We start from the raw sequence: 24698 nt of genomic DNA, 5'->3' as shown, positions 1-24698 counted from the left end.
CGGCGGCGTTTTTGTGTCCAGCCTGCGGACGTCTGCGCAGGGCTCATGGCCATGCGCAAATCAATTGTAGGAGCGCGCTTGCCCGCGAAAGCATTCCGTCAGCAAATCACAAGTCGTCTGCCCCACCGCAATCGCGGGCAGGCGCGCTCCTACACGTGAGGAGGTGCTATCTCCGCAATCAACTCACCCGAAACTTCCCGACCATCTCCTGCAACTGCACGCCCAACCGCGCCAGTTCGATGCTTGAAGCGGCGGTTTCTTCGCTGGATGCTGCGGTTTGCTCGGACACATCCCGAACGTTGAGCACGCTGCGGTTGATCTGCTCCGCCACGCTGCTCTGTTCCTCGCCCGCCGCAGCGATCTGCTGGTTCATCGCCTGAATCGTCGACACTGTGCGTGTGATGTGTCCCAGCGCGCTGCCGGCCTGGCGACTCAACTCGACGCTGTTGTAGGTCAGGGCTCGGCTGGCATCAAGGGTCATGACCACTTGCTGGGTGCCGGTTTGCAGCGCTGCGATGAGCACTTCGATTTCCTCGGTGGATTCCTGAGTGCGTTGCGCCAGGCCGCGAACTTCATCGGCCACCACCGCAAATCCGCGTCCCGCTTCGCCTGCCCGGGCGGCCTCGATAGCGGCGTTCAGTGCGAGTAGATTGGTCTGCTGTGACACCGACTTGATCACGTCGAGCACCCCGCCGATCTTGTCGCTCTCCAGCTTTAGCTTGCCCATGGCTTCAGTCGAATTATTCACCTCCAGTGCCAGACGCTCGATCTGCGCGATGGCGTCGTTGACCACCTTGTCGCCGTCCCGCGCCTGCTGATCAGCGTGCCGCGCCGCCTCGCTGGCTTCTTCCGCATTGCGGGCCACTTCCATCACGGTCGAGGTCATCTGGTTCATCGCCGTGGCGACGCAGTCCGTTTCGTCTTTCTGGCTGGTGACGCCCACGCTGGTTTGAGCAGTGACGGCGGACAATTGCTCGGCCGCGCTGGCGATCTGGGTCACGCCGTCGCTGATGCCACTGATGAGCTGGCGCAGGCTCAGGGTCATGTCCTGCATGCTGCGCTGGAGCATACCCATCTCGTCGCGACGGCCGACTTCCAGGTCCTGACTCAGATCACCCTTGGCGATGCGCGCAGCGGCACTCAAGGTCAGCCGTAGCGGCGTGATGATCTGCTGGGTGATCAGCCACGCCGCGAGCAGGCCGAGGAGCATTGCCAGCCCTGCGACACCGCTGAGTGTCTGCCGCGACTGAGTGGCTTCGGCATCACGGCGCTGACCTTGCAGTGCCGTGATCTCGCCGGTGGAGGTGAGCAGGCTCTCGCTCAGCGCCTCCATGGACTCCTGAGCCGCTTCAACCTTGACCTGCAGGTCCTTGAACTGACCCATGTGCTCTCGGTACTTGAGCAGCGTCTTACGGGCGTCGAGCAATTCGCTGACATTGCCATCGGCCTGATCGCTGGCGATCTGCTCGACTTCCTTGAGCGCTTCGTCGATGGCGGTAATGGCGGCGATCTCGTAGGACTCTTTGCCGCTGAACACGTACGCCTGGACTTCGTAACGGGCGTTTTGCACCTGGCCGCGCAATTGCTGGATGTTGGTGAACTCCCCAAGACGCTCGCTGCTGTCCTGCTCCTGACTGACGGCTTTCAAGACCTCGCTTTCCACCTGACCGATCGACTTGATCGCCTCCTCAGACAGAGCGGCCAGTTGCGCACGTGCATCTGCTCGCGCACTTAACAGCTTGGCCAGATCGGCAAAGGTGGCTTCGAGCGCCCTGACAGTGTCGCTCTGCCCATTGAGCAGCTTGAGGATGTCGGCAGGCGGGGCGTCGTCACGCAGTACCGCCAGATGCGCCTCGATCTCGTTGATGCGGTCAACGACCCGAGAGGCGCTGTCAGCGGTGTTTTCTACCCGAAAGACAATGCGCTCGGCGCGCAGGTCTTTGGTCATCGCGTTGAGTTGGGCGATGGAGGTCAATGACTCCGAGCGCTCGATCATGGTGTCGAGCCCATGCCAGCCGGTCAGCGTTATGGCCAGGGTCAGAAGCAGAACCAGGCCAAAGCCCAGCGAGAGTTTGAGTTTGACGCTGGTATTGGCCAGCGCCCGGTTGATGCCTTGCAGCATGATGCGTCTCCTGCGGATGAGCGATAAACGCGCATCGGCAGGGAAAGCGGAGGCGTGACCTGATCAGGTCGTAGGAGATTTCCGAGGGGCGGGAAGGGGTGACGCGTGTCACACATTCCGCCCGCCGGGGAGGCTGTTTCGGTAGTGGTATGGCTAGTTTCAGTCCGCTAAACCGTAGGAGCCGGCTTGCTGGCGAACGTGGTGGTTCAGTCAACATCTCTGCTACTGATGCACCGCATTCGCCAGCAAGCCGGCTCCTACAGGAGAATTGCATACGGTCAGCAGGCCGGCCCTACAGGAGAATTGCATACCTCCAGCACGCCGGCTTCTACAGGGGAATTGCATACGGTCAGCAAGATTGTGCGAACCGCTCCGGGCGATTAGTCAGACCCGGAAGCGGCCCACCAGTGCTTGCAGATGGCTGCCCAGTCGCGCGAGCTCGACGCTCGATGCGGCAGTTTCCTCGCTGGCCGCCGAGGTCTGTTCCGACACGTCGCGCACGTTGAGCACGCTGCGATTGATCTCCTCGGCGGTGGCGCTTTGCTCCTCGGCCGCTGCGGCGATCTGCTGGTTCATGGATTGAATCGCAGACACGGTGCGGGTGATGCTTTCCAGGGAGGTGCCGGCGCGGCGGGTCAGCTCAACACTGCTGACCGTGAGTTCGCGGCTGTTGTCCATGATCGTCGCCACTTGCCGGGTGCCGTTCTGCAGGCCGGAAATCAGCTCTTCGATCTCTTCCGTGGACTTTTGCGTGCGCTGCGCCAGGCTGCGCACTTCGTCCGCGACCACGGCAAATCCGCGCCCGGCCTCGCCAGCCCGCGCGGCTTCGATAGCAGCGTTCAGGGCGAGGAGGTTGGTTTGCTGTGCGACGGACTTGATCACATCAAGGACGCTGCCGATCTTGTCGCTCTCGCGCTTGAGTTCAGCCATCGCCTCGGTGGAGTGACCCACTTCGGTCGCCAGACGCTCGATTTGCGCAATGGCCTCGTTGACCACTTTGTCGCCTTCGCGCGCCTGGAGGTCGGCGGCTACGGCAGCCTCGGACGCTTCTTCGGCGTTACGCGCCACTTCCTGCACCGTGGCGGTCATTTCGTGCATCGCGGTCGCCACCTGGTCGGTCTCGATCTTCTGGCTGTTGACCCCGGCACTGGTCTGTTCGGTAACCGCCGACAGCTCTTCGGCGGCGCTGGCGATCTGGGTCACACCTTCGCCGATCCCGCCGATCAATTGGCGCAGCTCCACCGTCATGCGCTGGATGCTGCCCTGCAACTGACCAAGCTCGTCGCGCCGGTCAACGCTTAAGTTGTGGGTCAGATCACCGGACGCCACGCGCTCGACGGCAACGAGCGTCTCGCCCAGCGGCACGGTGATTTGCCGGGTGATGACCCAGGCGGCGATAACACCGAGGATCAGGGCCACTATCGTAACGATGACCAGGGTTGATAGAGCCTGACGGGTGTCTGCATCGCGCTTGGCGTTTTGCGAAATGTTCAATTTGCCGCTGACGTCGAGCAGTTGCTGGCCCAGCTCGGTCATCTTCGCCAGCGCCTGAACGCTGACCAGTTGTGCGTCACGGTATTGACCGACAGCGTCGCGGTAGCCTTTGAGCGCCAGGTTGGCCTTTTGCAGCTGCGGTATGTATTGGGAGGAAACATCGCCCGCCAGCGTGTTGACTCCGACGATGGCTTCGTCGATGGCGGCGGTGGCGTTCTTTTCGAATTCCGGTTTGCCGCTGAAGGTATAGCCGCGCACCTGAAAGCGTGCCTGCTGAATCTGTTTGCTCACATCCACTGCGCTGTTGAATTGCAGGATGTTGTCGTGCTGGATCAATGCTTCTTCGATCTTTTTGACGACATCCACAGCGGCATCGGCGGTAGTCCCCAGGTTGGCTCGGCTGGCTTCGCGGGTCTGGATGGCTTGGGTCATGTCGGCAAAGGCGCGGCGGTATTCGCCGGCGTCCTGAGCTTGAGCGTCCATCAGTTTAAGATCGTCAGGGCTTTTGACCATGCTCTGGCCGGTTTTCAGGTCGGCATCGAGCTTGTCCAGCGCGGTCATGACAGCCGTTGCGGCTTCAGCGCTGTATTGGGTTTCATACACCATGCGTGCCGTGCGCAGATCCATCGTCCGCTCACTGATCTGCGAGATCATCCCCAGCTTGTCGCCGCGCTCGATCACTGCCTTCACGCTTGACCAGCCCGTCGCCGTGATGAGCAGCGTGAGCAACAGCACCACGCCGAAACCGATGCCGAGTTTGAGACGGACGCTCATATTTCCAAGGCGTTGGGTAAACCAGCCAGACATGATGATTCCTTGCGAATTTTTATAGACGCCTGTGCATCGGCCGGTGGGCGAGGAACTGAAGCGGGGTGTGAGGGAGGGTGGGCAGGTTTCACGACTGCTGCGCAGCCGATCGCGGGCAAGCGCGCTCCTACGCCTTCGGCAGAAGCGGGTCAGGCATTGATCGGCAGAGATGGGTTCGGTATTGATCGTCATGTGGAGTATCGCTGATGCGGATGCGGATGCGGGTGCGAATGCGGGTACGGATGCTGATGCTGATGCTGATGCTGATGCTGATGCTGATGCTGATGCGGATGCGGATGCTCATTGCGAGTCCCGCGCGTCCGTATGTCGGCGCTTTGCCTTGGATTCTGCCCGAAGGGCGTAGGAGCGCGCTTGCCCGCGAACTGGCGCGAAGCGGCAGCAAACCAGGCGCCTCGCTAGAGGCAGATCCAACGCAGCATTAAAACAGTCGGGCGAGCAGCGCGGTCACGGCGGTTTCGACGCGCAGGATCCGCGTGCCCAGTTGGACGGGATTCAGGCCCGAGGCCTGCAAAAGGTCGACTTCGTAGGGAATCCAGCCGCCTTCAGGACCGATGGCCAGGGTGACAGGCTGCTCGACCGCGCGCGGGCAGGCCGGGAAATCACCCGGATGGCCGACCAATCCCAGCGTGCCTTCAACAACAGCGGGAAGGCGGTCTTCAACGAACGGCTTGAAGCGCTTTTCGATGACAATCTCCGGCAGCACGCTGTCCCGGGCCTGCTCCAGCCCGAGAATCAACTGCTCGCGAATCGCCGCAGGCTCCAGAAAGGGGGTCTGCCAGAAGCTTTTTTCAACGCGGTAGCTGTTGACCAGGATGACCTTGGGCACCCCCATCGTCGCCACGGTCTGAAACACCCGACGCAGCATTTTCGGGCGTGGCAAAGCGAGGATCAGCGTCAGAGGGAGCTTTGCCGGCGGGGCGTGCTCGAAGCTTACCGAAAGCTCGGCTTCCCGAGCTTCCAGACGCAGCAACTGTGCGCTGCCTAGAAGCCCGTTAACCCGGCCGACCCGCAGGCTGTCGCCTACCTCGCTCCGATGCACTTCCTGCATGTGCTTGAGGCGCCGGTCACGCAGCACAACCCGGTCCGCCGCGATGAAGTCGGCTTCCTCAAGCAACAGCAGGTTCACGGCTGGGTCGCTGGCGGTTGGCTCTGTTCGTCTTCGGCTTTTTCGTCGTCTTCATGATCGCCACGCTTGGTGATCATCGAACTGCACAACACACCAATTTCAAACAGCAGCCACATCGGCACGGCCAGGAGGGTCTGCGAGAAGATGTCCGGCGGGGTGAGGATCATGCCGACCACGAAGCAGCCGATCACCACGTACGGGCGAATCTTCTTCAGGTATTTGACGTCGACGATGCCGATCCACACCAGCAGCACAACCGCCACCGGGATCTCGAACGCAACGCCAAAGGCCAGGAACAGCGTCATGACGAAGTCCAGATAACTGGCGATGTCCGTCATCATCGACACCCCTTCCGGGGTAACGCTGGCGAAGAAGTGGAAGATCAGCGGGAAGACCAGGAAGTAGGCAAACGCCATCCCGGCATAAAAAAGAATGATGCTAGACACCAGCAGCGGCACTGCCACGCGCTTTTCATGCTTGTACAGGCCTGGCGCAATGAAGCCCCAGATCTGATACAGGATGACCGGCATCGCCAGGAACAGCGCCACCATCATCGTCAGCTTGAACGGCGTGATGAACGGCGAGGCCACATCGGTCGCGATCATCGTGGCGCCGTCAGGCAGAAACTTGCGCAGCGGAGCAGAAACGAAGGTGTAGATCTTCTGGGTGAAGTAGAACAGCGCGCCGAAGATCACGAAGATCGCCAGCACGCAGCGCAGCAGGCGCGAGCGCAGTTCTGTCAGGTGCGAGACCAGCGGCATTTGCTGGTCGTTTTCCGGAATTTCGCTCATGGGGCTCGTGGTGGCAGTGACGAATCGTTGGCAGAAGGCGCGCTTTGCACCGCTGTTGCGGGGGTGATCACGGGCGCGGGTGCAGATCCTGGCCCGGCAGGCGAGTCCGCAGAGGCCTTAGGCTCTCCATGGACGGGCGGCGGCGTGACCGACGCGCTTTCGGCCGGGGCGGCCGGGCCAATGTCGGCGCTCTGTACGGGAGCAGCCGCACCGATAACCGGTGCCGTGGAGGCCGGAGCCGGTGAAGCCGGCGTCTCGGCAGCAGGTTCGGCCGGCGCCGGCGCAACAGTTACCGGGGCCACCGGGGCGACAGGCGCAGCAGGCGGTTGCTGAGGCTGCATGATCTTGCGAGCCTCTTCTTCCAGCGAAAGAATGTGCTCGTTGTGCAACTGACGCCGAATCTCGTCAGCGCCGATTTCGCGCTCAACTTCCTGTTTGATCGCATTGAAGCTGCGTTTCAGGCGGCCGATCCAGAGCCCGGCCGTCCGTGCTGCGCCCGGCAGACGCTCGGGGCCCAGCACCAGCAGGGCAACGAGGCCGACCAGCAGCAGTTCAGAAAAGCTGATACCAAACATGCGTCACGACCTAGTCTTTGCGGAGGGGGTCTTCGACTCGTTGTGCCTGAGCGTCGATGGTGTGCGGCTGGTGCAGCGGCTGAGTCGGAGGCACAGGCTGCGCAGTCGGCTGTGGCTGAACCGGCGGTTGAACCGTTGGCTCTTCCGGATGCTTGTCGTCGTCATTCATGGCCTTGCGAAAGCCCTTGATCGACTCACCCACGTCAGTGCCCAGGTTCTTGAGTTTCTTGGTGCCGAACACCAGCACGACAACCACAAGAATGACGATCCAGTGTTTCCAGTCAAAAATGCCCATGACGCGTTCCTCACAAGAAATTTCGGGCTGCAGCCCAGGTGTTTATTCCGCCGGGCGGGATGCTTTCTCGGCGTGGCCGGACAGGCCGAAACGGCGGTCCAGCTCATCGAGCACGGCGTGCGGGTGTTGGCCCAGTTGGGCAAGCATCACCATGCTGTGGAACCACAAATCGGCGGTTTCGTAGATGACATCACTGCAGTCACCGCTGATGGCAGCGTCCTTGGCAGCGATTATGGTTTCGACCGACTCTTCGCCGACCTTCTCCAGAATCTTGTTCAGTCCCTTGTGATAAAGGCTGGCGACGTAAGAGGAGTCGGCAGCCGCGCCTTTGCGTGATTCAAGCACCTCGGCAAGGCGTGACAAGGTATCAGTCATGTTCAGTGTCCTGCTTGGTAAATGGCGTCCGGGTCTTTGAGCACCGGGTCCACAGTCTTCCAGCCAGCGGCGTCATAGACGCGGTAGAAGCAGCTCTCGCGGCCGGTATGGCAAGCGATGCCGCCGATTTGCTCGACCATCAGGATAATGACGTCGGCATCACAGTCCAGGCGCAGTTCATGAACCTTCTGCACGTGGCCCGATTCTTCGCCTTTACGCCACAACTTGCCACGCGAACGTGACCAATAGATAGCGCGCTGTTCGCTGGCAGTCAGGCTCAAGGCTTCGCGGTTCATCCAGGCCATCATCAGCACGCGACCGGTCTTGTGGTCCTGCGCGATGGCGGGCACCAGACCGTCCTTGTCCCACTTAATCTCGTCCAGCCAGTCTTTCATCATCGGCTCCGGCCGCTCCAGGGGAGGGTTAGTGTGCCAGCGGCTCGCGCCGATGGCTATCGGCGAACGACCAGATAGACGCCTGCCGCCAGCATCAGCAAGGCAGGCCAGGCACTCAGCGTGTTCAGCGCTGCGCCGGTCTGGGTATGGGTGATCGCCAACAATACGCCGCCGGCCAGCAGGCCAGCGCCGAGCAAGCGAAGGGCCCAATGATCGCCATCACGCCGATAGGGCGGGGGTGGATCGTGACGATGGGGCTGCGACAGACGCTCGAGCAGATCCCGGGTCATGTTGGCCAGATGCGGAATCTGTTCGACCTGGGATTGCAGGTTGCCCAGCAGGGTTTTCGGGCTGACGCGTTCACGCATCCAGCGTTCGAGGAACGGCTGCGCGGTCGCCCAGAGATCCAGCTCCGGGTACAGCTGACGGCCGAGGCCCTCGATGTTGAGCAGCGTTTTTTGCAGCAGCACCAGTTGCGGCTGCACTTCCATGTTGAAGCGGCGAGCGGTCTGGAATAGGCGCATCAGCACCTGTCCGAAAGAAATGTCCTTCAGCGGCTTCTCGAAAATCGGTTCGCACACGGTACGAATGGCCGCTTCGAATTCATTCAACTTGGTCTCGGCCGGCACCCAGCCCGAGTCGATGTGTAGCTGTGCAACACGGCGGTAGTCGCGTTTGAAGAAAGCAAACAGGTTGCGCGCCAGATAGTCCTGATCCTCAGGGGTCAGGCTGCCGACGATGCCGCAGTCGATAGCGATGTACTGCGGATCCCACGGCGTGACCGTGCTCACGAAAATGTTGCCCGGGTGCATGTCGGCGTGGAAAAAACTGTCACGGAAGACCTGGGTGAAGAACAGCTCGACGCCGCGCTCGGCCAGCTTCTTCATGTCGGTGCGCTGATCGGCGAGGGTCGCCAGATCGGTCACTTGCACGCCGTAGATGCGCTCCATGACCAACACCTTTGGCCGGCACCAGTCCCAATAGACCTGCGGCACGTAAAGCATGGTCGAGCCCTCGAAGTTGCGGCGCAGCTGGCTGGAGTTGGCCGCCTCGCGCAACAGGTCGAGTTCGTCGTAAATGGTTTTTTCGTAATCGGCGACCACGTCCACCGGATGCAGCAGTCGCGCGTCTGCGGAAACCCGCTCGGCAATCTTCGCCAGAATGAACAGCCACGCAAGATCAGAACCAATGATCGGCTTCAAGCCCGGCCGCACGACCTTCACCACCACTTCTTCGCCAGTCTTCAGGCGCGCGGCGTGAACTTGAGCGACAGACGCGGAGGCGAGCGGGGTGACGTCGAAACGGCTGAAGACTTCGCTGATCTTCGCGCCCAACTGCGATTCGATCAGCGCAACGGCCTTGGCGGAGTCGAACGGCGGCACGCGGTCCTGCAGCATCATCAGCTCGTCGGCGACGTCCTCAGGCAGCAGGTCGCGGCGGGTGGACAGCAACTGCCCGAACTTGATGAAAATCGGCCCCAGGTCCTGCAACGCCAGACGCAGGCGCGCGCCACGGCTCAATTCGTTCTTGCGCCGCGGCAGCCAGCGCCATGGCAGCACGAAGCGCACGGCCAGCAGCCACCACGGCAGGGGCAGGGCGAACAACAGATCATCGAGGCGGTAACGGATTACGACACGCTGGATGCGAAACAGGCGGCGGACGGCAAGCAGGCTCATGCGTTATCGCTGGATTTGAGGGAGTGGGCCAGACGCTCGAAGCGGGCTTCGAGGCGTTCCAGGTCTTGTTTGGTCTGATCCAGTTCGGCGAAGCGGGCTTCGGCCTCGCGTTTGCCGACCAGCGAGCGGGATTCTTCGGCCAGGTATTCGGCCATGTTGTGGCTGAGGCTGGCCGCGCTGTCGCGGGTCCAGCGCGCGCTATTGCGCAGGTGCCCACCGATCAGGGGCGCGGCGACGGGACCGAGCCAGCGTTGCAGCTCGTATTCCCAATCGAGGTCGAGATCCTGCAGCACGCCCACCAGCTCAAGCAGCACGGCGCTTTCGCCGTCCAGCTCGACTTCCCGGCTGTGCAGCACGGCGTTTTTGTCTTTGCTCATCGCCAGGCGCATCAGGCTCGCAGTGGGTGCGCGCAAGGTCACGTCAGCGCCGCCTTCCCAGTTCGCCGCCAGCATCAGGCCGTCGTCACTGGGCAGTACGTGCAGATGAAATGCCGGGCGGGTGCATTCAATCGCAATAACCTTGCCGCTCAGCCGGTCAAGGCGCGGCAAGGCGGTGCTGTCCATGCGCAGCACGCGGTTGATGCCGTGTTCGGCACTGGCGAGCAAGCCGTTGATCAGCATCAGGGTTTGATGCCCCGATGCAGCGCAACGATACCGGAGGTCATGTTGTGGTAGGTCACGCGGTCAAAACCGGCCTGGACCATCATTGACTTCAGGGTTTCCTGATCGGGGTGCATGCGGATCGACTCCGCCAGATAGCGGTAGCTTTCCGAATCGTTGGTGATCAGCTTGCCGGCCAGCGGCATGAAGGCGAACGAGTAGGCGTCGTAGATCTTGGACATGACTTTGCTGGTGGGCTTGGAGAATTCCAGTACCAGCAAACGACCACCCGGCTTGAGCACGCGCAGCATGGAGCGGATCGCGTCTTCCTTGTGCGTCACGTTGCGCAGGCCGAAGGCGATGGTCACGCAGTCAAAGTAGTTGTCAGGGAACGGCAGCTTTTCAGCGTCGGCCTGGACGAACTTGATGTTGCCGGCCACGCCGCGATCGAGCAGGCGGTCACGGCCGACCTTGAGCATCGACGCGTTGATGTCGGCCAGTACGACTTCGCCGGTCGGGCCGACAAGATGGGAAAACTTCTTCGCCAGATCACCGGTGCCACCCGCAATGTCGAGCACGCGGTTGCCGCTGCGAACGCCGGACAGTTCGATGGTGAAGCGCTTCCAGAGGCGATGCATGCCGCCGGACAGGACGTCGTTCATCAGGTCATATTTGGCCGCGACGGAGTGAAACACCTCGGCGACTTTCTCGGCCTTCTGGCTTTCCGGTACGTTTTTGTAACCGAAGTGGGTGATGGGTTCGGCATCGCTGCCTTTGCGCGGATCATTCATATCGCTGTCACCGGAATAAAGTGGCGCCATTCTAATCGTCGGGGCTGGCTTTGTCTTGACAAGGCGCACGGCCAACAGTTTCTTCGGTCCGGGCCGCTGGTATAGTGCGCCGACGATTTAAGCCGAAGCAGGAGCCCGTCAGTGGCCAGAATCACCGTGGAACGCCAGCACACGCTGGGAAAGGAAAAGGCCCGCGAGAAGGCTGAGATCATGCTGCAGAAGCTGTCCGACAAATACGGCATCGAGCACGAGTGGACAGGCGACACCGTGGCCCTGGAAGGCAAGGGCGCAAAAGGCACGGTCGCAGTCGAAGATGAATGGGTGCGGGTCAACATCGACCTTAACTTCTTCCTCTCGGCCATGAGCGGTTCGATTCAATCGGAAGTTGAGCGGCAGCTGGACAAAGTGCTGACCGCCTGAGGGGCCGCAAGCATAGATCCCCTAACTTCACGGCGCATCTGCCGCCGCAATGACGTCTGGCGGTGCGCAAATATGTAGGAGCCGGCTTGCTGGCGAATGCGCTTTGTCAGTCAGCTTCGCTTCGTCAGGTATACCGGTTCGCCAGAAAGCCGGCTCCTACGGATTGGAAGTGGCGGTCGGGGGCATCCGTGGGTATCAGAGCATCAGCTTGATGACCTGCTCGGAAGGGTCGCGGGATTTGCCGGCGGCCTTGAGCTCGGCCAGATACTCATCCCACAGTTGCGCCTGGCGTTGCGCCAGTTGCTCCAGGTATTCCCAGGTAAATAACCCGCTGTCATGACCGTCGTCGAAGGTCAGCTTCAACGCGTACTGGCCGGCGGGCTCCACCTTGGTGAGCCCGACGCCCAGCTTGCCGAATTGCAGAATCGGATTGCCATGGCCCTGCACCTCCGCCGAAGGCGAGTGCACCCGCAGAAATTCCGCCGGCAGGCGGTATTCCTCATCCGCGCCGTATTTCAGGCTCAGGACTTTGGACGCTTTGTGCAGCTGGACAGCAGTGGGGATTCTCGACATTGGGGTAAGGCCTTGGACCGGTGGTTGCAGGAAGGTCTGTAGCGAGCCGCGATGTTGCAGCAAGGCAGACAGCCTGTCGCCGCAACGGATATCCATACGCCGAAAGACCTGTAGGAGCCGGATTGCTGGCGAATGCGGTGTATCAGACGCAGATGATCGCCTGACAGGTTGCCTTCGCCAGCAAGCCGGCTCCTACAAATCGTGGTGCAGCGCGTTAGAGGATATAACGCGACAGATCTTCGTCTTCCGCCAGCTCACCCAGGTGACTGTTCACGTATTCAGCGTCGATCTGAATCGTCCCGCCGTCCTGCGCACCCGCCAGGTCACCGGCACTGAAAGACACCTCTTCCAGCAACCGCTCAAGCAGCGTGTGCAGGCGACGCGCACCGATGTTCTCGGTCTTCTCGTTGACCTGCCAGGCGATCTCGGCCAGACGCTTGATGCCGTCCGGCAGAAACGCGATGTTCAGGCCTTCGGTCTTCAACAGCTCGCGGTATTGCTCGGTCAGCGACGCATGGGGCTCGGTCAGGATGCGTTCGAAATCCTGCGGGCTCAGCGCTTTCAGCTCGACGCGAATCGGCAGACGACCCTGCAGCTCCGGCACCAGATCGCTCGGCTTGCTCAAGTGGAACGCACCTGACGCGATGAACAGAATGTGATCGGTCTTGACCATGCCCAGCTTGGTGTTAACCGTGCAGCCTTCGATCAGTGGCAGCAGGTCGCGCTGCACGCCTTCGCGGGACACATCGGCGCCGCCAACGTTACCGCGCTTGGCCACTTTATCGATCTCGTCGATGAACACGATGCCGTGCTGCTCAACCGCTTCCAGCGCCTTGGCTTTCAGTTCTTCGTCGTTCACCAGACGGCCCGCTTCTTCATCGCGAACCATCTTCAGCGCGTCTTTGACTTTCAGCTTGCGGCTCTTCTTCTTGCCCTTGCCCATGTTGGCAAACAGGCTCTGCAGCTGGTTGGTCATCTCTTCCATGCCCGGCGGCGCGGAAATATCGACGCCGCCCATTTCAGCGACTTCGATCTCGATTTCCTTGTCGTCCAGCTGACCTTCGCGCAGGCGCTTGCGGAACAGCTGACGGGTGTTGGAATCGCTGCCCGACGTCGCGTCTTCGTTGAAGCCCGCCCGTGCCGGTGGCAGCAGGGCGTCGAGAATGCGGTCTTCGGCGGCGTCTTCGGCGCGGTGGCGAACCTTGGTGATTTCCTGTTCGCGCAGCAGCTTCATTGCCGCGTCGGCCAGATCACGGATAATCGACTCGACGTCGCGGCCCACATAGCCGACTTCGGTGAACTTGGTCGCTTCAACCTTGATGAACGGCGCGTTGGCGAGCTTGGCCAGACGACGGGCGATTTCGGTCTTGCCGACGCCGGTCGGGCCGATCATCAGAATGTTCTTGGGGGTGACTTCGACGCGCAGCTCTTCAGGCAGCTGCATCCGGCGCCAGCGGTTACGCAGCGCGATAGCGACGGCGCGTTTGGCATCGTCCTGGCCGATGATATGGCGATTGAGTTCGTGGACGATTTCACGGGGAGTCATGGACATGGTTTTCAACGGTCCTCGGCAGAATGCAGGTCGGGCAGGCCGCGATGAACGGCGGCCAGCGCCCGAGGCTTACTCGGCGAGGTCCTGCTCCTCAATGGTGATGTTGTGGTTGGTGAAGACGCAGATGTCGCCGGCGATGTGCAGGGCGGTTTCGGCGATTTCACGGGCAGAGAGTTCGGTCTTCAGCAGCAGTGCGCGGGCCGCAGCCTGGGCAAAGGCGCCGCCGGAACCCATGGCGATGAGGCCGTCTTCAGGCTCAACGACGTCGCCGTTACCGGTAATGATCAGCGAAGCGTCTTTGTTGGCAACGGCCAGCATGGCTTCAAGGCGGCTCAAAGAGCGGTCGGTACGCCATTCTTTTGCCAGCTCTACGGCGGCGCGAATGAGGTGACCCTGGTGTTTTTCCAGCTGGGCTTCGAAGCGCTCGAACAGGGTGAAGGCGTCAGCGGTGGCGCCTGCGAAGCCGGCGATGACCTGGCCGTGGTAAAGGCGCCGGACTTTCTTGGCGTTGCCTTTCATGACGGTATTGCCCAGGGAAACCTGGCCGTCACCGGCCATGACGACTTTGCCTTGGCGGCGCACTGAAACGATGGTGGTCAAGGGGAGAGTCTCCACGCTGCGGGGCGAAAATGCCCTGATGGAAACTCATATGGGGGTGGGGGCGGGTTTTTCAACCGTTGAGCGGGTTGAGAGATGAATGGTGACTTTGGTGGGTATCTTCCCTGAAGTTGCGGTTGTCTCGCCCCTTGTAGGAGCGGGCTTGCCCGCGATGGCGGTGTGTCAGGCAATGGATCGGTTGCTGATCCACCGCATTCGCGGGCAAGCGCGCTCCTACAGTTGATCGTACCCGCGTGAAGCGGGAACGATCAGTTGGCTGTGCGGATGCCGATCAGCATTGGGTTGCGGTGCCCTAGCGAGCCTGGCGCTGTTGCAGCAGCAGGTTGCTGAAGCCACCGCCCGCCAGTTGCTTCTGCGCCGTTGTCAGCTGTTCGCGGTTGCTGAACGGGCCTACCAGTACGCGATACCAGGTTTCGTCCTTCACCGTGCCCGACTCCACCGTCGACGTTTGCCCCAGCAGAATGATCTGCGCGCGCACTTTCTCGGCGTCGGCCTGTTTGCGGAACGAGCCCGCTTGCAGGAAGAACGTCGTCACCGCCGCCGGCTTGGTTACCGGAGGCGCTGGCGGTGGCGTCAGGCCGCTGAGTGCCGCCTGGGCGCGAGCAGTGTCGATCTTCGCGGCCACTTCAGGCGTAACCGGCGTGCTTGGGGCAACGACCGGAGGCGTCTTCTCCGGCACCGCTTCGTTGGGCACGATGACTTCCGACTCAGGCAACAGCGTGTAGAAGTCGTACTTCGGCTTCACCGGTGCGGTCGGGCTTGGCGGCGTCTTGTTCGCTTCGGCAATCTTCGCGGCCTTGGCGTCGGCCTTCACGCGCTTGATGTCGTCGCCACTGCCGGGTTCTAGCTTCATCAGGAAAACAACGAACGCGCCGACGGTCAGGCCGATCGCCATCCACACCCAGCCCGGAATCGGCGTCTTTGCGGGAGCCTGATACCGGCTGGCGCCGCGCTTGGGAGCAGGTTTCTTTTTAACGGCCAACTTACATACGCTCCAGTGTGTCCAGACCCAGCAACTGCAGGCCTTGCTTGAGGGTGCGACCGGTCAGGGCGGCGAGGCGCAGACGGCTTTGTTGTTGTTCAGGGTTTTCTGCCGCGAGGATCGGGCAGTTCTCGTAGAAACTGGAGAACAGGCCGGCGAGGTCGTACACATAGGCGCAGAGCACATGGGGCGTGCCCTTGTCGGCGACGGTGTTGACGGTCTCGCCAAACTGCGCCAGACGCGCGGCCAGGTCTTGCTCCTGGGGTGCGTCAAGCATGATCCGGCCCTCGTTCGCGTCGAAGGTTTCGCCCTTTTCTTCGAGCTTGCGGAACACGCCGGCCACACGGGTATAGGCGTACAGCAGATAAGGTGCAGTGTTGCCTTCGAAACTGAGCATCTGATCGAAGTTGAAGCTGTAATCGCTGGCGCGATGCTTGGACAGGTCCGCGTATTTCACGGCGCTGATGCCCACGACCTTGGCGATCGAGCGCAACTCGTCTTCGGCGACGTCCGGGTTTTTCTCTTTGACCAGTGTGTAGGCGCGCTCTTCGGCTTCGTCGAGCAGGTCGACCAGCTTGACCGTGCCGCCATCGCGGGTCTTGAACGGACGGCCATCGGCGCCATTCATGGTGCCGAAGCCCATGTGCTCCATCTGCATGCCGTTGGTGACGAAGCCTGCGCGGCGCGCCACTTCGAAGACCTGCTGGAAGTGCAGGGCCTGACGCTGATCGACGAAATACAGCGAGCGGTCGGCTTTCAGTACGTTGCTGCGGTAGCGAATGGCGGCGAGGTCGGTGGTGGCATACAGATAACCGCCACCGGCCTTTTGCACGATCACCGGCAGGGGCGTGCCTTCAGCGGTTTTGAATTCTTCAAGGAACACGCACTGCGCGCCGTTGCTCTCGACCAACAGGCCGGCTTTTTTCAGGTCGGCGACAACATTGGCGAGGTCGTCGTTGTAGGCGCTTTCGCCCATGACGTCCTTCGGCGTGAGTTTGACGTTCAGGCGTTCGTACACTTCCTGGCAGTGAGACAGGGAGATGTCTTTAAAGCGCGTCCACAGGCTCAGACACTCGGCGTCGCCCGCTTGCAGCTTGACCACCAGCCCACGTGCGCGCTCGGCGAACTCTTCGGACTCGTCGAAACGGCCCTTGGCGGCGCGGTAGAAGTTTTCGAGGTCAGCCAGCTCGTCGCTGGTCGCCGGGGTTTCCTGCAGATAGGCCAGCAGCATGCCGAACTGAGTGCCCCAGTCACCGACGTGGTTCTGGCGAATCACGGTGTCGCCCAGGAACTCGAGGACGCTGGCCACGCCGTCGCCAATGATGGTCGAACGCAAATGACCGACGTGCATCTCTTTGGCCAGATTCGGTGCGGACAGGTCGACCACAACCCGTTGAGCGGGGCCGTTCTTGCGCACGGACAGGGTCGCGTCGGCGAGGGCTTCGTCAAGGCGCGAAGCCAGAGCCTGGGTATTCTGGAAGAAATTGAGGAAGCCGGGGCCGGCGATGTCGACCTGGGTGATCTGCTCGTCAGCGGGCAACGCGGCGACGATTTTCTCGGCCAGATCGCGCGGTTTCAGACCGGCGGGCTTGGCCAGCATCATGGCGATATTGCTGGCGAAGTCGCCGTTTTTCTTGTCCTTGGCGTTCTCCACCTGAATCGCCGGCGTCAGCCCTTCTGGCAAGACGCCATCGGTGACGAGTTGGCTCAGAGCTTGTTGAATCAGCTGGCGAATGGTGTCTTTCATGGTGCTCTCTTTCGACCGCAAGCGCGGCCGCGCCTGGATGCGCGGGTGGAAAAACTGGGCATTATCCGTGGCCGGAGCCACCTTGCCAACCGCGCTGGATGCGCGGTCAACCGATGAGAATCAATAAAGGTCCACCGGGTCCACGTCCAGCGACCATCTGACCTGGCGCCCGCTCGGCATGTTTTCCAGTGCCAGCAGCCAGGTGGCGAGCAGCTTGTGCAGGGGTGCGCGGGCGTTGGCCTGGACCAGTAACTGAGCGCGGTAGCGTCCGGCGCGTCGTTCCATCGGTGCTGGAACCGGGCCCAACAGCTCGATGCCGCCCAGTGCCATGTCCTTCAGCAATCGCTCGGCTTCGGTGCAGGCTTCGTCGAGAAACCCCTCGGCCTGACCCGGCTTGTGCGCTTCGGCGCGCAACAACGCCAAGTGTGAAAACGGCGGCAGCCCGGCGGCGCGACGTTCACTCAGCGCCTGCTCGGCAAAGGCGAAGTAGCCCTGCTCGGTGAGTTGGATCAGCAAAGGATGGTCCGCCAGGTGAGTCTGAATGATCACCTTGCCCGGCTCTTCGGCACGCCCGGCTCTGCCTGCGACCTGCACAATCAATTGCGCCATGCGCTCGCTGGCGCGGAAGTCACCGGAGAACAACCCGCCATCGGCGTCGAGAATCGACACCAGCGTCACGCGAGGAAAGTGATGCCCTTTGGCGAGCATCTGTGTGCCCACCAGAATGCACGGCTGGCCTTTCTGGATGGTCGCGAACAGCTGATTCATCGCGTCCTTGCGCGAGGTACTGTCGCGATCGACGCGCAGGACCGGGTAGTCGGGAAACAGAATCGCCAGCCGCTCCTCGGCACGCTCGGTCCCTGCACCCACCGGGCGCAGATCAACCTTGCCGCATGCCGGGCAATTGCGTGGGACGCGCTCGACATGGCCGCAATGGTGGCAACGCAGCTCGCCCGACCGCTGGTGAACGGTCATGCGCGCGTCACAGCGAGGGCATTCCGACAGCCAGCCACAGTCGTGACACAGCAGCGTTGGGGCAAATCCACGTCGGTTGAGGAACACCAACACTTGCTGGCCCGCGGCCAGGGTCTGGCCAATGGCTTGCTGCATGGGGCCTGAAATGCCGCTGTCGAGGGGGCGGCTTTTTACATCCAGCCGCAGGAAGCGAGGTTGTTGCGCACCGCCCGCGCGCTGATTCAGACGCAGGAGCGCGTACCGACCGGTGTGGGCGTTGTGCAGGCTCTCCAGCGAAGGCGTCGCCGAGCCGAGCACGATCGGGATGTCCTCCTGATGCGCCCTCACCAGCGCCAGATCCCGGGCGTGATAGCGCAGGCCTTCCTGCTGTTTATAGGAGCCGTCGTGCTCCTCGTCGATGATGATCAGCCCCGGGTTTTTCATCGGGGTGAACAGCGCCGAGCGCGTGCCGATGATGATGTCGGCTTCGCCATCGCGTGCCGCCAGCCAGGCGTCCAGCCGATCGCGGTCGTTGACCGCCGAATGCAGCAGCGCGATGCGCGCGTTGAAACGCTGCTCGAAGCGCGCAAGGGTCTGCGGGCCGAGGTTGATCTCCGGAATCAGCACCAGCGCCTGCTTGCCCGCTTCCAGCGTCTCGCGGATGAGCTGCAGGTACACCTCGGTCTTGCCGCTGCCGGTGACGCCCGCCAGCAGTGACGCGTGAAAACTGCCAAAACCCGAACGGATGGCCTCATAGGCGGCCCGTTGTTCGGTGTTGAGCGGCAGTTCCGGCTGCGCCAGCCAGTGCTCATGCCGTTCGACCGGCCCGTGACCGCGCACTTCGACGGTCACCAGTCCCTTGGCGAGCAGCAGATTCAGGCTGTCCCGGTTGAGCATCAGCTTGCTCAGCAGTTGATGAGCCACACCGTGGGGATGCTGGGCCAGGGTGCGCAGCGCTTCCTTTTGTTTGGGCGCCCGGGCGATGCGCGGGTCATCGACGCTGGCCTCTGGCGCCGCGTGCCAGAACCGCTCTTGCCGCGCTTCCGCAGGTTCCCCCTGGCGCAGCAATACCGGCAACGCCCAACTGAGCGTGTCACCGAGGCTGTGCTGGTAATACTGGGCAGTCCACAGACACAGTTTGAACAACGCAGGCGGCAGCGGCGCTTCGGCGTCCAGTACGGCAATGGCCGGCTTGAGCTTGTCGGCTGGCACGTCGCTGTGATCGACGACTTCCACCAACACACCGATCATTTCCCGACGGCCGAACGGCACGCGCAGGCGCATCCCCGGCTGCAAGGCACTGCGGGCCACACCTGCGGGGGCAAGGTAGTCGAACAGGCGGCGCAGCGGCGAGGGCAGGGCGAGGCGCAAGATGGCGTCGGGCACGCGGGGGATATCCTGTTACGGAGTATGACGAAGGGCGCGATCTTAGCAGACGACCGGCGTGAACGTTCCCTTGCGTGATTGGCGTTGTCTGTTAATATGCTCGGCCTAATTCCGTGCGGTATTCAACAATAGTGTTGGGTGGCGGCACGATAGCCTGAGGAAATACCCATGAAAGCTGATATCCATCCAGTTTACGAAGCCATTGACGCAACCTGCAGCTGCGGCAATGTCATCAAAACCCGTTCCACATTGGCCAAGCCTCTGAGCCTGGACGTGTGCAACGAGTGCCACCCGTTCTACACCGGCAAGCAAAAAACTCTGGACGTCGGCGGTCGTGTCGACAAGTTCAAGTCGCGTTTCGGTGCGTTCGGTCCTACCAAAGCTCCTGCTGCTGCAGAGTAAGGTTGGCCGTTCTGGAGTCGCCGATGCGTTTCTCCAGGCTGCTTAAAAAGGCGTCCCTCGCGGGCGCCTTTTTTATGTCCGCGATTTGGCTTTCGGCGGCCCAGGCCTTGTGCCCGGCGCCGCCCTCGCTGCCTGTGGCCCAGGTACAGCGAGTGGTCGATGGCGACACGGTGCGCCTGAGCGATGGTCGCAGCGTTCGCATGATTGGCCTGAATACGCCCGAAACCGGCAAAAAGGGTCGGTCCGCCCAGCCGTTTGCCGAAGCGGCCAAACGTCGTTTGCAGGCGTTGGTGGAGGCCAGCGACGGGCAGGTCATGCTGCGCGTTGGTGAAGAGCCGGCCGATCACTACGGGCGCATCCTCGCCAACGTGTATGGCCGCGATGGCGCCAACCTTGAGGCTCAACTGCTGGCGGAAGGCCTTGGCTATCTCGTCGCAGTCTCTCCGAACGTTGCGCTGGTCAGCTGCCAGCAGGCCGCAGAGAAGTCAGCTCGCCAGGCTGGCCTGGGCCTGTGGCGCAACTCGCCGGTTCAGCCGGCGGAGCAGATCAACACCGGCGGGTTCGCGCTGGTCAGCGGGCGCGTGACCCGCGTGCAGCGCAATGGCGGCGGCCTGTGGATCGAATTCGGCGATGCGCTAGTGCTGCGCATTGCCCCCGGGCTGCTCGGCCAGTTCGACGCTGCCGCGCTGCAGCGATTGAAAGGTCAGCGAATCGAAGCCCGTGGCTGGGTGGTTGATCGTTCGCGTCGGGGCGGTCTTAAACCAGGTCAGCCACGCTGGATGATGCCGATCACTCATCCAGCGATGTTGGATACAGTTAACAAATAAATTGTAGACATTATTTTTCCAGATTGTCGCCGCTGGAGGCCTTGTGTCCTGTGGCTCTACGCTGAAAGTCGTAGATGCGGCCTCTTGACACAGGTGACCCGCCAGTCTTGTTAGGACTTTATGACTTGCGTATGCTCGGCGGTCCGTCTGTCCAACAGCAAAAAAGCGGAATGCCCCCATGTCAGATTTGAAAACTGCCGCTCTCGAATATCACGCTCATCCCCGTCCAGGGAAACTCAGTGTCGAGATCACCAAAGCCACTGCAACCGCTCGCGATCTGTCGCTGGCCTACAGCCCGGGTGTGGCTGAGCCGGTCCGCGAAATCGGTCGCGATCCGGAGCTTGCCTACAAGTACACCGGCAAAGGCAACCTGGTAGCGGTCATCTCTGATGGCACCGCGATCCTGGGGCTGGGTAACCTCGGGCCTCTCGCGTCCAAGCCGGTGATGGAAGGCAAGGGCGTGCTGTTCAAGCGCTTTGCCGGTATCGACGTGTTCGATATCGAAGTCGATTCGGAAAGCCCGCAGGCCTTCATCGACACCGTGCGACGCATCTCCATCACCTTCGGCGGCATCAACCTGGAAGACATCAAGGCGCCTGAGTGCTTTGAGATCGAAAAGGCGCTGATCGAGCAGTGCGATATTCCTGTTTTCCACGATGACCAGCACGGCACCGCGATCGTTACCGCTGCCGGCATGATCAACGCATTGGAAATCGCAGGCAAAACCCTGGAAGCGGCGAAGATCGTCTGCCTGGGCGCTGGCGCTGCGGCCATCTCCTGCATGAAGTTGCTGGTGAGCATGGGCGCGAAGATCGACAACATCTTCATGATCGACCGTAACGGCGTGGTTCACGACGGGCGTACCGATCTGAACCAGTACAAGGCCCAGTTCGCTCACTCCACCGATAAGCGCACGCTGGCCGATGCTCTGGAAGGCGCTGACGTGTTCGTCGGTCTGTCCGGTCCGAACCTGCTGAGCGCCGAAGGCCTGAAATCGATGGCGGCCAACCCGATCGTGTTCGCCTGCTCGAACCCGGATCCGGAGATCTCGCCAGAACTGGCTCACGCCACCCGCAACGACGTGATCATGGCGACCGGCCGTTCGGACTACCCGAACCAGGTCAACAATGTGCTCGGCTTCCCGTTCATCTTCCGTGGTGCACTGGACGTTCGCGCCAAGCGTATCAACGAAGAGATGAAGATCGCCGCGGCCAACGCCCTGCGCGAACTGGCCAAGCTGCCGGTACCTCAGGAAGTCTGCGACGCCTACGGCGGCATCGCCCTGGAATTCGGTCGTGAGTACATCATCCCGAAACCACTGGACGTGCGCCTGCTGACTGTCGTTTCCGATGCCGTGGCGAAAGCCGCCATCGAAAGCGGTGTCGCGACCCTGCCGTATCCCAAGCACTACCCGCTGAAAAGCGTGGATGAAGTGTTTAACGGCTGATAGCTGAACGCTGCAAAAAAAAAGCCCTGCAGAGATGCAGGGCTTTTTTGTGGGTGCTTGCTTTGCAGCTTGGCGGGGTGCTTAGACCTTGCCTTGAATGACCGTAGGCGCCGGCTTGCTGGCGAACCGGCCTTGTCAGTCGACACCCTTTATCGCTGATTTACCGGGTTCGCCAGCAAGCCGGCGCCTACAGACGGCGCGTCCCCTGAAATCAGAGAAGTTGCCGAGGGCAGGCTTTACGCCTTCATCAGAACAAATCGATCGGCGCTGATTCATCCGCCGGCAGCGGGCTGCCTGGAGGAGGGCTGCCGCCGAGTTCGTTCACGCTAGGCGGCGTGTCTTCGCTTTTGAACAGCTCGAAGAACGCACCCGGCGTGCTCGGCGTGGCGGAGCGGCCGCTGACCGGGTCGATGCGCAGGCTGAGGATGCCCTCAGGTTCCGCCTGAACGTGCGGCGGTTTGTCCTTCAGCGCAGCACTCATGTACTTCATCCAGATCGGCAGCGCGACTGTGCCGCCAAACTCGTGGCGACCCAGGCTTTCAGGCTGATCGAAACCGGTCCAGACCGTCGTCACGTAATCGGCGTTATAGCCGGTGAACCATGCGTCCTTCGAGTCGTTGGTGGTCCCCGTTTTGCCCGCGATGTCCGGGCGGTTCATCGCCAGGGCGCGGCGACCGGTGCCGCGTTTGATCACGTCCTGCAGCATGCTGTTGAGGATGTAAACCGTGCGACCGTCAACAATCCGTTCCGCCACCACAGGTGCTGGCGCCGCGCCGGATGCATCCAGCGCATTCGGCACGACGTTGGCAGTCAGCGGCGGGGCTTCTGGCGCTGCATAGGTCGATGCGCTGCTGATGGCCGCTTCACTGACCGCCTTCGGGTTCGGGTCGTTGGCCGGCACTGTCGGCGGGTTGGCGACGAACAGGGTTTTGCCTTCACGGTCTTCGATCTTCTGGATGAGGTACGAGCTGACCTTATAGCCGCCGTTGGCAAACGCGCTCCAGCCGCTGACGATTTCCATCGGCGTGAGGGTGGCGGTGCCCAGGGCCAGGGACAGGTTCGGCGGCAGGTCCTGCTTGTTGAAGCCAAAGCGGGTGATGTAGTTGATCGCGGTGTTGACGCCCAGGCTTTGCAGCAGGCGGATCGACACCAGGTTACGTGACTTGTACAGCGCCTCGCGCAGCCGGATCGGGCCCAGGAAGGTGCCCGTGTCGTTCTTCGGGCGCCAGACCTTGTCGATGGCTTCGTCGACGAACACGATCGGCGCATCGTTGACCAGGCTGGCGGCGGTGTAGCCGTTATCCAGCGCTGCCGAGTACAGGAACGGCTTGAAGCTGGAGCCCGGCTGACGCTTGGCCTGCATCGCTCGGTTGTAGTTGCTCTGCTCGAACGCAAAACCGCCGACCAGCGCACGAATCGCGCCGTTCTGCGGGTCCAGGGACACCAGCGCGCTCTGCGCCACGGGAAGCTGGCTGAACTTGAGCGAGTTGTCCGGCTGACGCTGCAGGCGCACCAGATCGCCGACATGAGCGACATCGCCAGGCTGCTTGGGATTGGCGCCGACGCTGTTGGTGTTCAGGAACGCCTTGGCCCACTTCATGCTGTCCCAGGCGACGGTTTCTTCGTTCTCGCCATTGCGGGTCAGTACGCGGATGCCGGTCTTGTCGACCTGAGTGACGATGGCCGGCTCCAGACCGCTGATCGGACGCTGTTTGCTCAGTTCCTGCACCCAGCCCTCGCGGGTCTGGCCGGGGAATCGGCTCTCAGGCCCGCGATAGCCATGGCGCTGGTCATATTCGATCAAGCCGTCCTGCACCGCCTTGTTGGCGTCTTCCTGCAAGCCGCTCGGCACGGTAGTGGTGACGCGGAAGCCTTCTGTGTAGGCTGCGCTGCCATAACGACCCACCATTTCGGCGCGTGCCATTTCAGCGATATACGGCGCGTTCACTTCAGGGCTCTGAACGTGATAACTGGCGTTGATCGGCTCGACAAGGGCGGTCTGGTAAGTGTTCTGGTCGATTTTCCCCAGCTTGAACATGCGGCCCAGAATCCAGTCGCGGCGCTCTTTTGCGCGCACCGGGTTGGCCAGTGGGTTGAATCGTGACGGCGCCTTGGGCAGGCCGGCGATCATTGCCATCTGCGCGACGCTCAGGTCGCGGATGGATTTGCCGTAGTAAACCTGCGCTGCCGCCTCGATGCCGTAAGCCCGGTTACCCAGATAGATCTTGTTGACGTACAGCTCGAGAATCTCGTCCTTGGTAAGTTGGCGCTCGATTTGCAAGGCCAAGAGAATCTCGGTGGTTTTGCGCGAAAAACTGCGCTCGCTGGTCAGGAAGTAGTTTTTCGCGACCTGCATGGTGATGGTCGAGCCGCCGGACTGAATGTGACCGCTTTTGATCAGTTGGCTGGCTGCGCGCATCAGGCTGCTCGGGTCCACGCCGTAGTGGTTCTCGAAGTTATCGTCTTCGGCAGACAACAGGGCGTGAATGAAATTGGGGGGAATGTCGGCGAAACGGATGGGAGAACGGCGCATTTCGCCAAACTCTGCGATCAGTTTGCCGTCGCTGCTGAATACTCGCAGCGGGATCTGCAGCTGGATATTGCGCAGCGCATCGACCGAGGGCAGGTTCGGGGCCAGGTAGAGAAAGGCGCCGCTCAGGCCGAGCAGCAGCCCGCAGACGACCGCGACGATGGACCACCAGACAAACTTCAGCAGGCGTATC

Annotated in this window: 22 protein-coding genes and 1 pseudogene; 4 read left to right on the top strand and 19 right to left on the bottom strand. The window is 61.7% G+C overall.

The window, feature by feature from the left end; translation table 11 throughout:
* Positions 1-178: 178 nt before the first annotated feature.
* The 12 genes and pseudogenes from EC919_RS13900 to ubiE all read right to left on the bottom strand — a co-directional run bounded on the left by EC919_RS13900 (position 179) and on the right by ubiE (position 11067).
* A complete protein-coding gene (locus EC919_RS13900; RefSeq protein ID WP_133774769.1) occupies positions 179-2122 on the bottom strand; it encodes a methyl-accepting chemotaxis protein in 1944 nt (647 codons plus the stop codon).
* A 384-nt stretch (positions 2123-2506) separates the two neighbouring features.
* On the bottom strand, positions 2507-4423 hold the full coding sequence (locus tag EC919_RS13895) for a methyl-accepting chemotaxis protein (RefSeq protein WP_133774767.1): 1917 nt from the start codon (positions 4421-4423) through the stop codon (positions 2507-2509).
* 127 nt (positions 4424-4550) lie between these two features.
* Complete coding sequence (locus EC919_RS27165; RefSeq protein WP_166650540.1) at positions 4551-4727, bottom strand: hypothetical protein; 177 nt, start codon at positions 4725-4727, stop codon at positions 4551-4553.
* A gap of 135 nt (positions 4728-4862) precedes the next feature.
* A complete protein-coding gene (locus tag EC919_RS13885) occupies positions 4863-5570 on the bottom strand; it encodes a 16S rRNA (uracil(1498)-N(3))-methyltransferase (protein WP_133774763.1) in 708 nt (235 codons plus the stop codon).
* Positions 5567-6361, bottom strand: coding sequence for a twin-arginine translocase subunit TatC (gene tatC, locus EC919_RS13880; protein ID WP_133774761.1), 795 nt, complete (start codon positions 6359-6361; stop codon positions 5567-5569). The genes EC919_RS13885 and tatC overlap by 4 nt, the downstream gene beginning before the upstream one ends.
* Before the next feature lie 137 nt (positions 6362-6498).
* Positions 6499-6936, bottom strand: a pseudogene (gene tatB, locus EC919_RS27425) (Sec-independent protein translocase protein TatB); the annotation flags it as partial.
* A 10-nt stretch (positions 6937-6946) separates the two neighbouring features.
* Positions 6947-7231 (bottom strand): twin-arginine translocase TatA/TatE family subunit, encoded by a 285-nt coding sequence (locus EC919_RS13870; protein ID WP_065986662.1) that lies wholly within the window; start codon positions 7229-7231, stop codon positions 6947-6949.
* A 42-nt stretch (positions 7232-7273) separates the two neighbouring features.
* Positions 7274-7606 carry a phosphoribosyl-ATP diphosphatase gene (locus EC919_RS13865; RefSeq protein ID WP_133774757.1) on the bottom strand — a complete coding sequence of 111 codons (333 nt, stop codon included), beginning with the start codon at positions 7604-7606 and terminating at the stop codon, positions 7274-7276.
* A 2-nt stretch (positions 7607-7608) separates the two neighbouring features.
* Positions 7609-8001 (bottom strand): phosphoribosyl-AMP cyclohydrolase, encoded by a 393-nt coding sequence (hisI, locus tag EC919_RS13860; protein WP_133774754.1) that lies wholly within the window; start codon positions 7999-8001, stop codon positions 7609-7611.
* A 56-nt stretch (positions 8002-8057) separates the two neighbouring features.
* On the bottom strand, positions 8058-9677 hold the full coding sequence (gene ubiB, locus EC919_RS13855; RefSeq protein ID WP_133774752.1) for a ubiquinone biosynthesis regulatory protein kinase UbiB: 1620 nt from the start codon (positions 9675-9677) through the stop codon (positions 8058-8060).
* On the bottom strand, positions 9674-10297 hold the full coding sequence (locus tag EC919_RS13850; RefSeq protein WP_133774750.1) for a ubiquinone biosynthesis accessory factor UbiJ: 624 nt from the start codon (positions 10295-10297) through the stop codon (positions 9674-9676). The genes ubiB and EC919_RS13850 overlap by 4 nt, the downstream gene beginning before the upstream one ends.
* Positions 10297-11067, bottom strand: coding sequence for a bifunctional demethylmenaquinone methyltransferase/2-methoxy-6-polyprenyl-1,4-benzoquinol methylase UbiE (ubiE, locus tag EC919_RS13845; protein WP_122534362.1), 771 nt, complete (start codon positions 11065-11067; stop codon positions 10297-10299). The genes EC919_RS13850 and ubiE overlap by 1 nt, the downstream gene beginning before the upstream one ends.
* A 141-nt stretch (positions 11068-11208) precedes the next feature.
* On the opposite strand from ubiE, the gene EC919_RS13840 reads away from it, so the two are divergent.
* On the top strand, positions 11209-11487 hold the full coding sequence (locus tag EC919_RS13840; protein ID WP_065986644.1) for a polyhydroxyalkanoic acid system family protein: 279 nt from the start codon (positions 11209-11211) through the stop codon (positions 11485-11487).
* 195 nt (positions 11488-11682) lie between these two features.
* Here EC919_RS13840 and EC919_RS13835 read toward each other — a convergent pair whose 3' ends face one another.
* The 6 genes from EC919_RS13835 to EC919_RS13810 all read right to left on the bottom strand — a co-directional run bounded on the left by EC919_RS13835 (position 11683) and on the right by EC919_RS13810 (position 19299).
* The gene (locus tag EC919_RS13835) at positions 11683-12060 is read right to left on the bottom strand and encodes a gamma-butyrobetaine hydroxylase-like domain-containing protein (protein WP_133774748.1); all 378 of its coding nucleotides are present in this window, start codon (positions 12058-12060) and stop codon (positions 11683-11685) included.
* A 214-nt stretch (positions 12061-12274) separates the two neighbouring features.
* Positions 12275-13612, bottom strand: coding sequence for an ATP-dependent protease ATPase subunit HslU (hslU, locus tag EC919_RS13830; protein ID WP_122533939.1), 1338 nt, complete (start codon positions 13610-13612; stop codon positions 12275-12277).
* 69 nt (positions 13613-13681) lie between these two features.
* A complete protein-coding gene (hslV, locus tag EC919_RS13825) occupies positions 13682-14212 on the bottom strand; it encodes an ATP-dependent protease subunit HslV (RefSeq protein WP_065986638.1) in 531 nt (176 codons plus the stop codon).
* Between the two features lie 310 nt (positions 14213-14522).
* On the bottom strand, positions 14523-15212 hold the full coding sequence (locus EC919_RS13820; protein ID WP_133774746.1) for an SPOR domain-containing protein: 690 nt from the start codon (positions 15210-15212) through the stop codon (positions 14523-14525).
* Position 15213: 1 nt separating this feature from the next.
* Positions 15214-16959 carry an arginine--tRNA ligase gene (argS, locus tag EC919_RS13815; protein ID WP_133774744.1) on the bottom strand — a complete coding sequence of 582 codons (1746 nt, stop codon included), beginning with the start codon at positions 16957-16959 and terminating at the stop codon, positions 15214-15216.
* A gap of 120 nt (positions 16960-17079) precedes the next feature.
* A complete protein-coding gene (locus EC919_RS13810) occupies positions 17080-19299 on the bottom strand; it encodes a primosomal protein N' (RefSeq protein ID WP_133774742.1) in 2220 nt (739 codons plus the stop codon).
* A 168-nt stretch (positions 19300-19467) separates the two neighbouring features.
* Between EC919_RS13810 and rpmE the strand changes: the two genes are divergently transcribed.
* The 3 genes from rpmE (at position 19468) to EC919_RS13795 (ending at position 21975) form a co-directional block, all read left to right on the top strand.
* Positions 19468-19701, top strand: coding sequence for a 50S ribosomal protein L31 (gene rpmE, locus EC919_RS13805; RefSeq protein ID WP_065986634.1), 234 nt, complete (start codon positions 19468-19470; stop codon positions 19699-19701).
* Positions 19702-19724: 23 nt separating this feature from the next.
* Positions 19725-20528 carry a thermonuclease family protein gene (locus EC919_RS13800; protein ID WP_133774740.1) on the top strand — a complete coding sequence of 268 codons (804 nt, stop codon included), beginning with the start codon at positions 19725-19727 and terminating at the stop codon, positions 20526-20528.
* Between the two features lie 178 nt (positions 20529-20706).
* Positions 20707-21975 carry a malic enzyme-like NAD(P)-binding protein gene (locus tag EC919_RS13795; protein WP_133774738.1) on the top strand — a complete coding sequence of 423 codons (1269 nt, stop codon included), beginning with the start codon at positions 20707-20709 and terminating at the stop codon, positions 21973-21975.
* A gap of 247 nt (positions 21976-22222) precedes the next feature.
* Here the strand turns inward: EC919_RS13795 and EC919_RS13790 are convergent, their stop codons facing one another.
* Positions 22223-24697, bottom strand: coding sequence for a penicillin-binding protein 1A (locus tag EC919_RS13790; RefSeq protein WP_432213816.1), 2475 nt, complete (start codon positions 24695-24697; stop codon positions 22223-22225).
* Position 24698: the final 1 nt, after the last annotated feature.

Source organism: Pseudomonas graminis (assembly GCF_004364335.1).
Taxonomy (GTDB): domain Bacteria; phylum Pseudomonadota; class Gammaproteobacteria; order Pseudomonadales; family Pseudomonadaceae; genus Aquipseudomonas; species Aquipseudomonas graminis_D.
The sequence above is the reverse complement of the archived record's forward strand: the minus strand, read 5'-3'. Positions and strand labels throughout refer to the sequence as shown.

Bases quoted from the DNA above. Each gene is read 5' to 3' on its own strand.
- EC919_RS13900 (WP_133774769.1), bottom strand. From the start codon at position 2,122: ATGCTGCAAGGCATCAACCGGGCGCTGGCCAATACCAGCGTCAAACTC.
- EC919_RS13895 (WP_133774767.1), bottom strand. From the start codon at position 4,423: ATGTCTGGCTGGTTTACCCAACGCCTTGGAAATATGAGCGTCCGTCTC.
- EC919_RS27165 (WP_166650540.1), bottom strand. From the start codon at position 4,727: ATGAGCATCCGCATCCGCATCAGCATCAGCATCAGCATCAGCATCAGC.
- tatC (WP_133774761.1), bottom strand. From the start codon at position 6,361: ATGAGCGAAATTCCGGAAAACGACCAGCAAATGCCGCTGGTCTCGCAC.
- EC919_RS13870 (WP_065986662.1), bottom strand. From the start codon at position 7,231: ATGGGCATTTTTGACTGGAAACACTGGATCGTCATTCTTGTGGTTGTC.
- EC919_RS13865 (WP_133774757.1), bottom strand. From the start codon at position 7,606: ATGACTGATACCTTGTCACGCCTTGCCGAGGTGCTTGAATCACGCAAA.
- hisI (WP_133774754.1), bottom strand. From the start codon at position 8,001: ATGAAAGACTGGCTGGACGAGATTAAGTGGGACAAGGACGGTCTGGTG.
- ubiB (WP_133774752.1), bottom strand. From the start codon at position 9,677: ATGAGCCTGCTTGCCGTCCGCCGCCTGTTTCGCATCCAGCGTGTCGTA.
- EC919_RS13850 (WP_133774750.1), bottom strand. From the start codon at position 10,297: ATGCTGATCAACGGCTTGCTCGCCAGTGCCGAACACGGCATCAACCGC.
- ubiE (WP_122534362.1), bottom strand. From the start codon at position 11,067: ATGAATGATCCGCGCAAAGGCAGCGATGCCGAACCCATCACCCACTTC.
- EC919_RS13835 (WP_133774748.1), bottom strand. From the start codon at position 12,060: ATGTCGAGAATCCCCACTGCTGTCCAGCTGCACAAAGCGTCCAAAGTC.
- hslU (WP_122533939.1), bottom strand. From the start codon at position 13,612: ATGTCCATGACTCCCCGTGAAATCGTCCACGAACTCAATCGCCATATC.
- argS (WP_133774744.1), bottom strand. From the start codon at position 16,959: ATGAAAGACACCATTCGCCAGCTGATTCAACAAGCTCTGAGCCAACTC.
- rpmE (WP_065986634.1), top strand. From the start codon at position 19,468: ATGAAAGCTGATATCCATCCAGTTTACGAAGCCATTGACGCAACCTGC.
- EC919_RS13800 (WP_133774740.1), top strand. From the start codon at position 19,725: ATGCGTTTCTCCAGGCTGCTTAAAAAGGCGTCCCTCGCGGGCGCCTTT.
- EC919_RS13795 (WP_133774738.1), top strand. From the start codon at position 20,707: ATGTCAGATTTGAAAACTGCCGCTCTCGAATATCACGCTCATCCCCGT.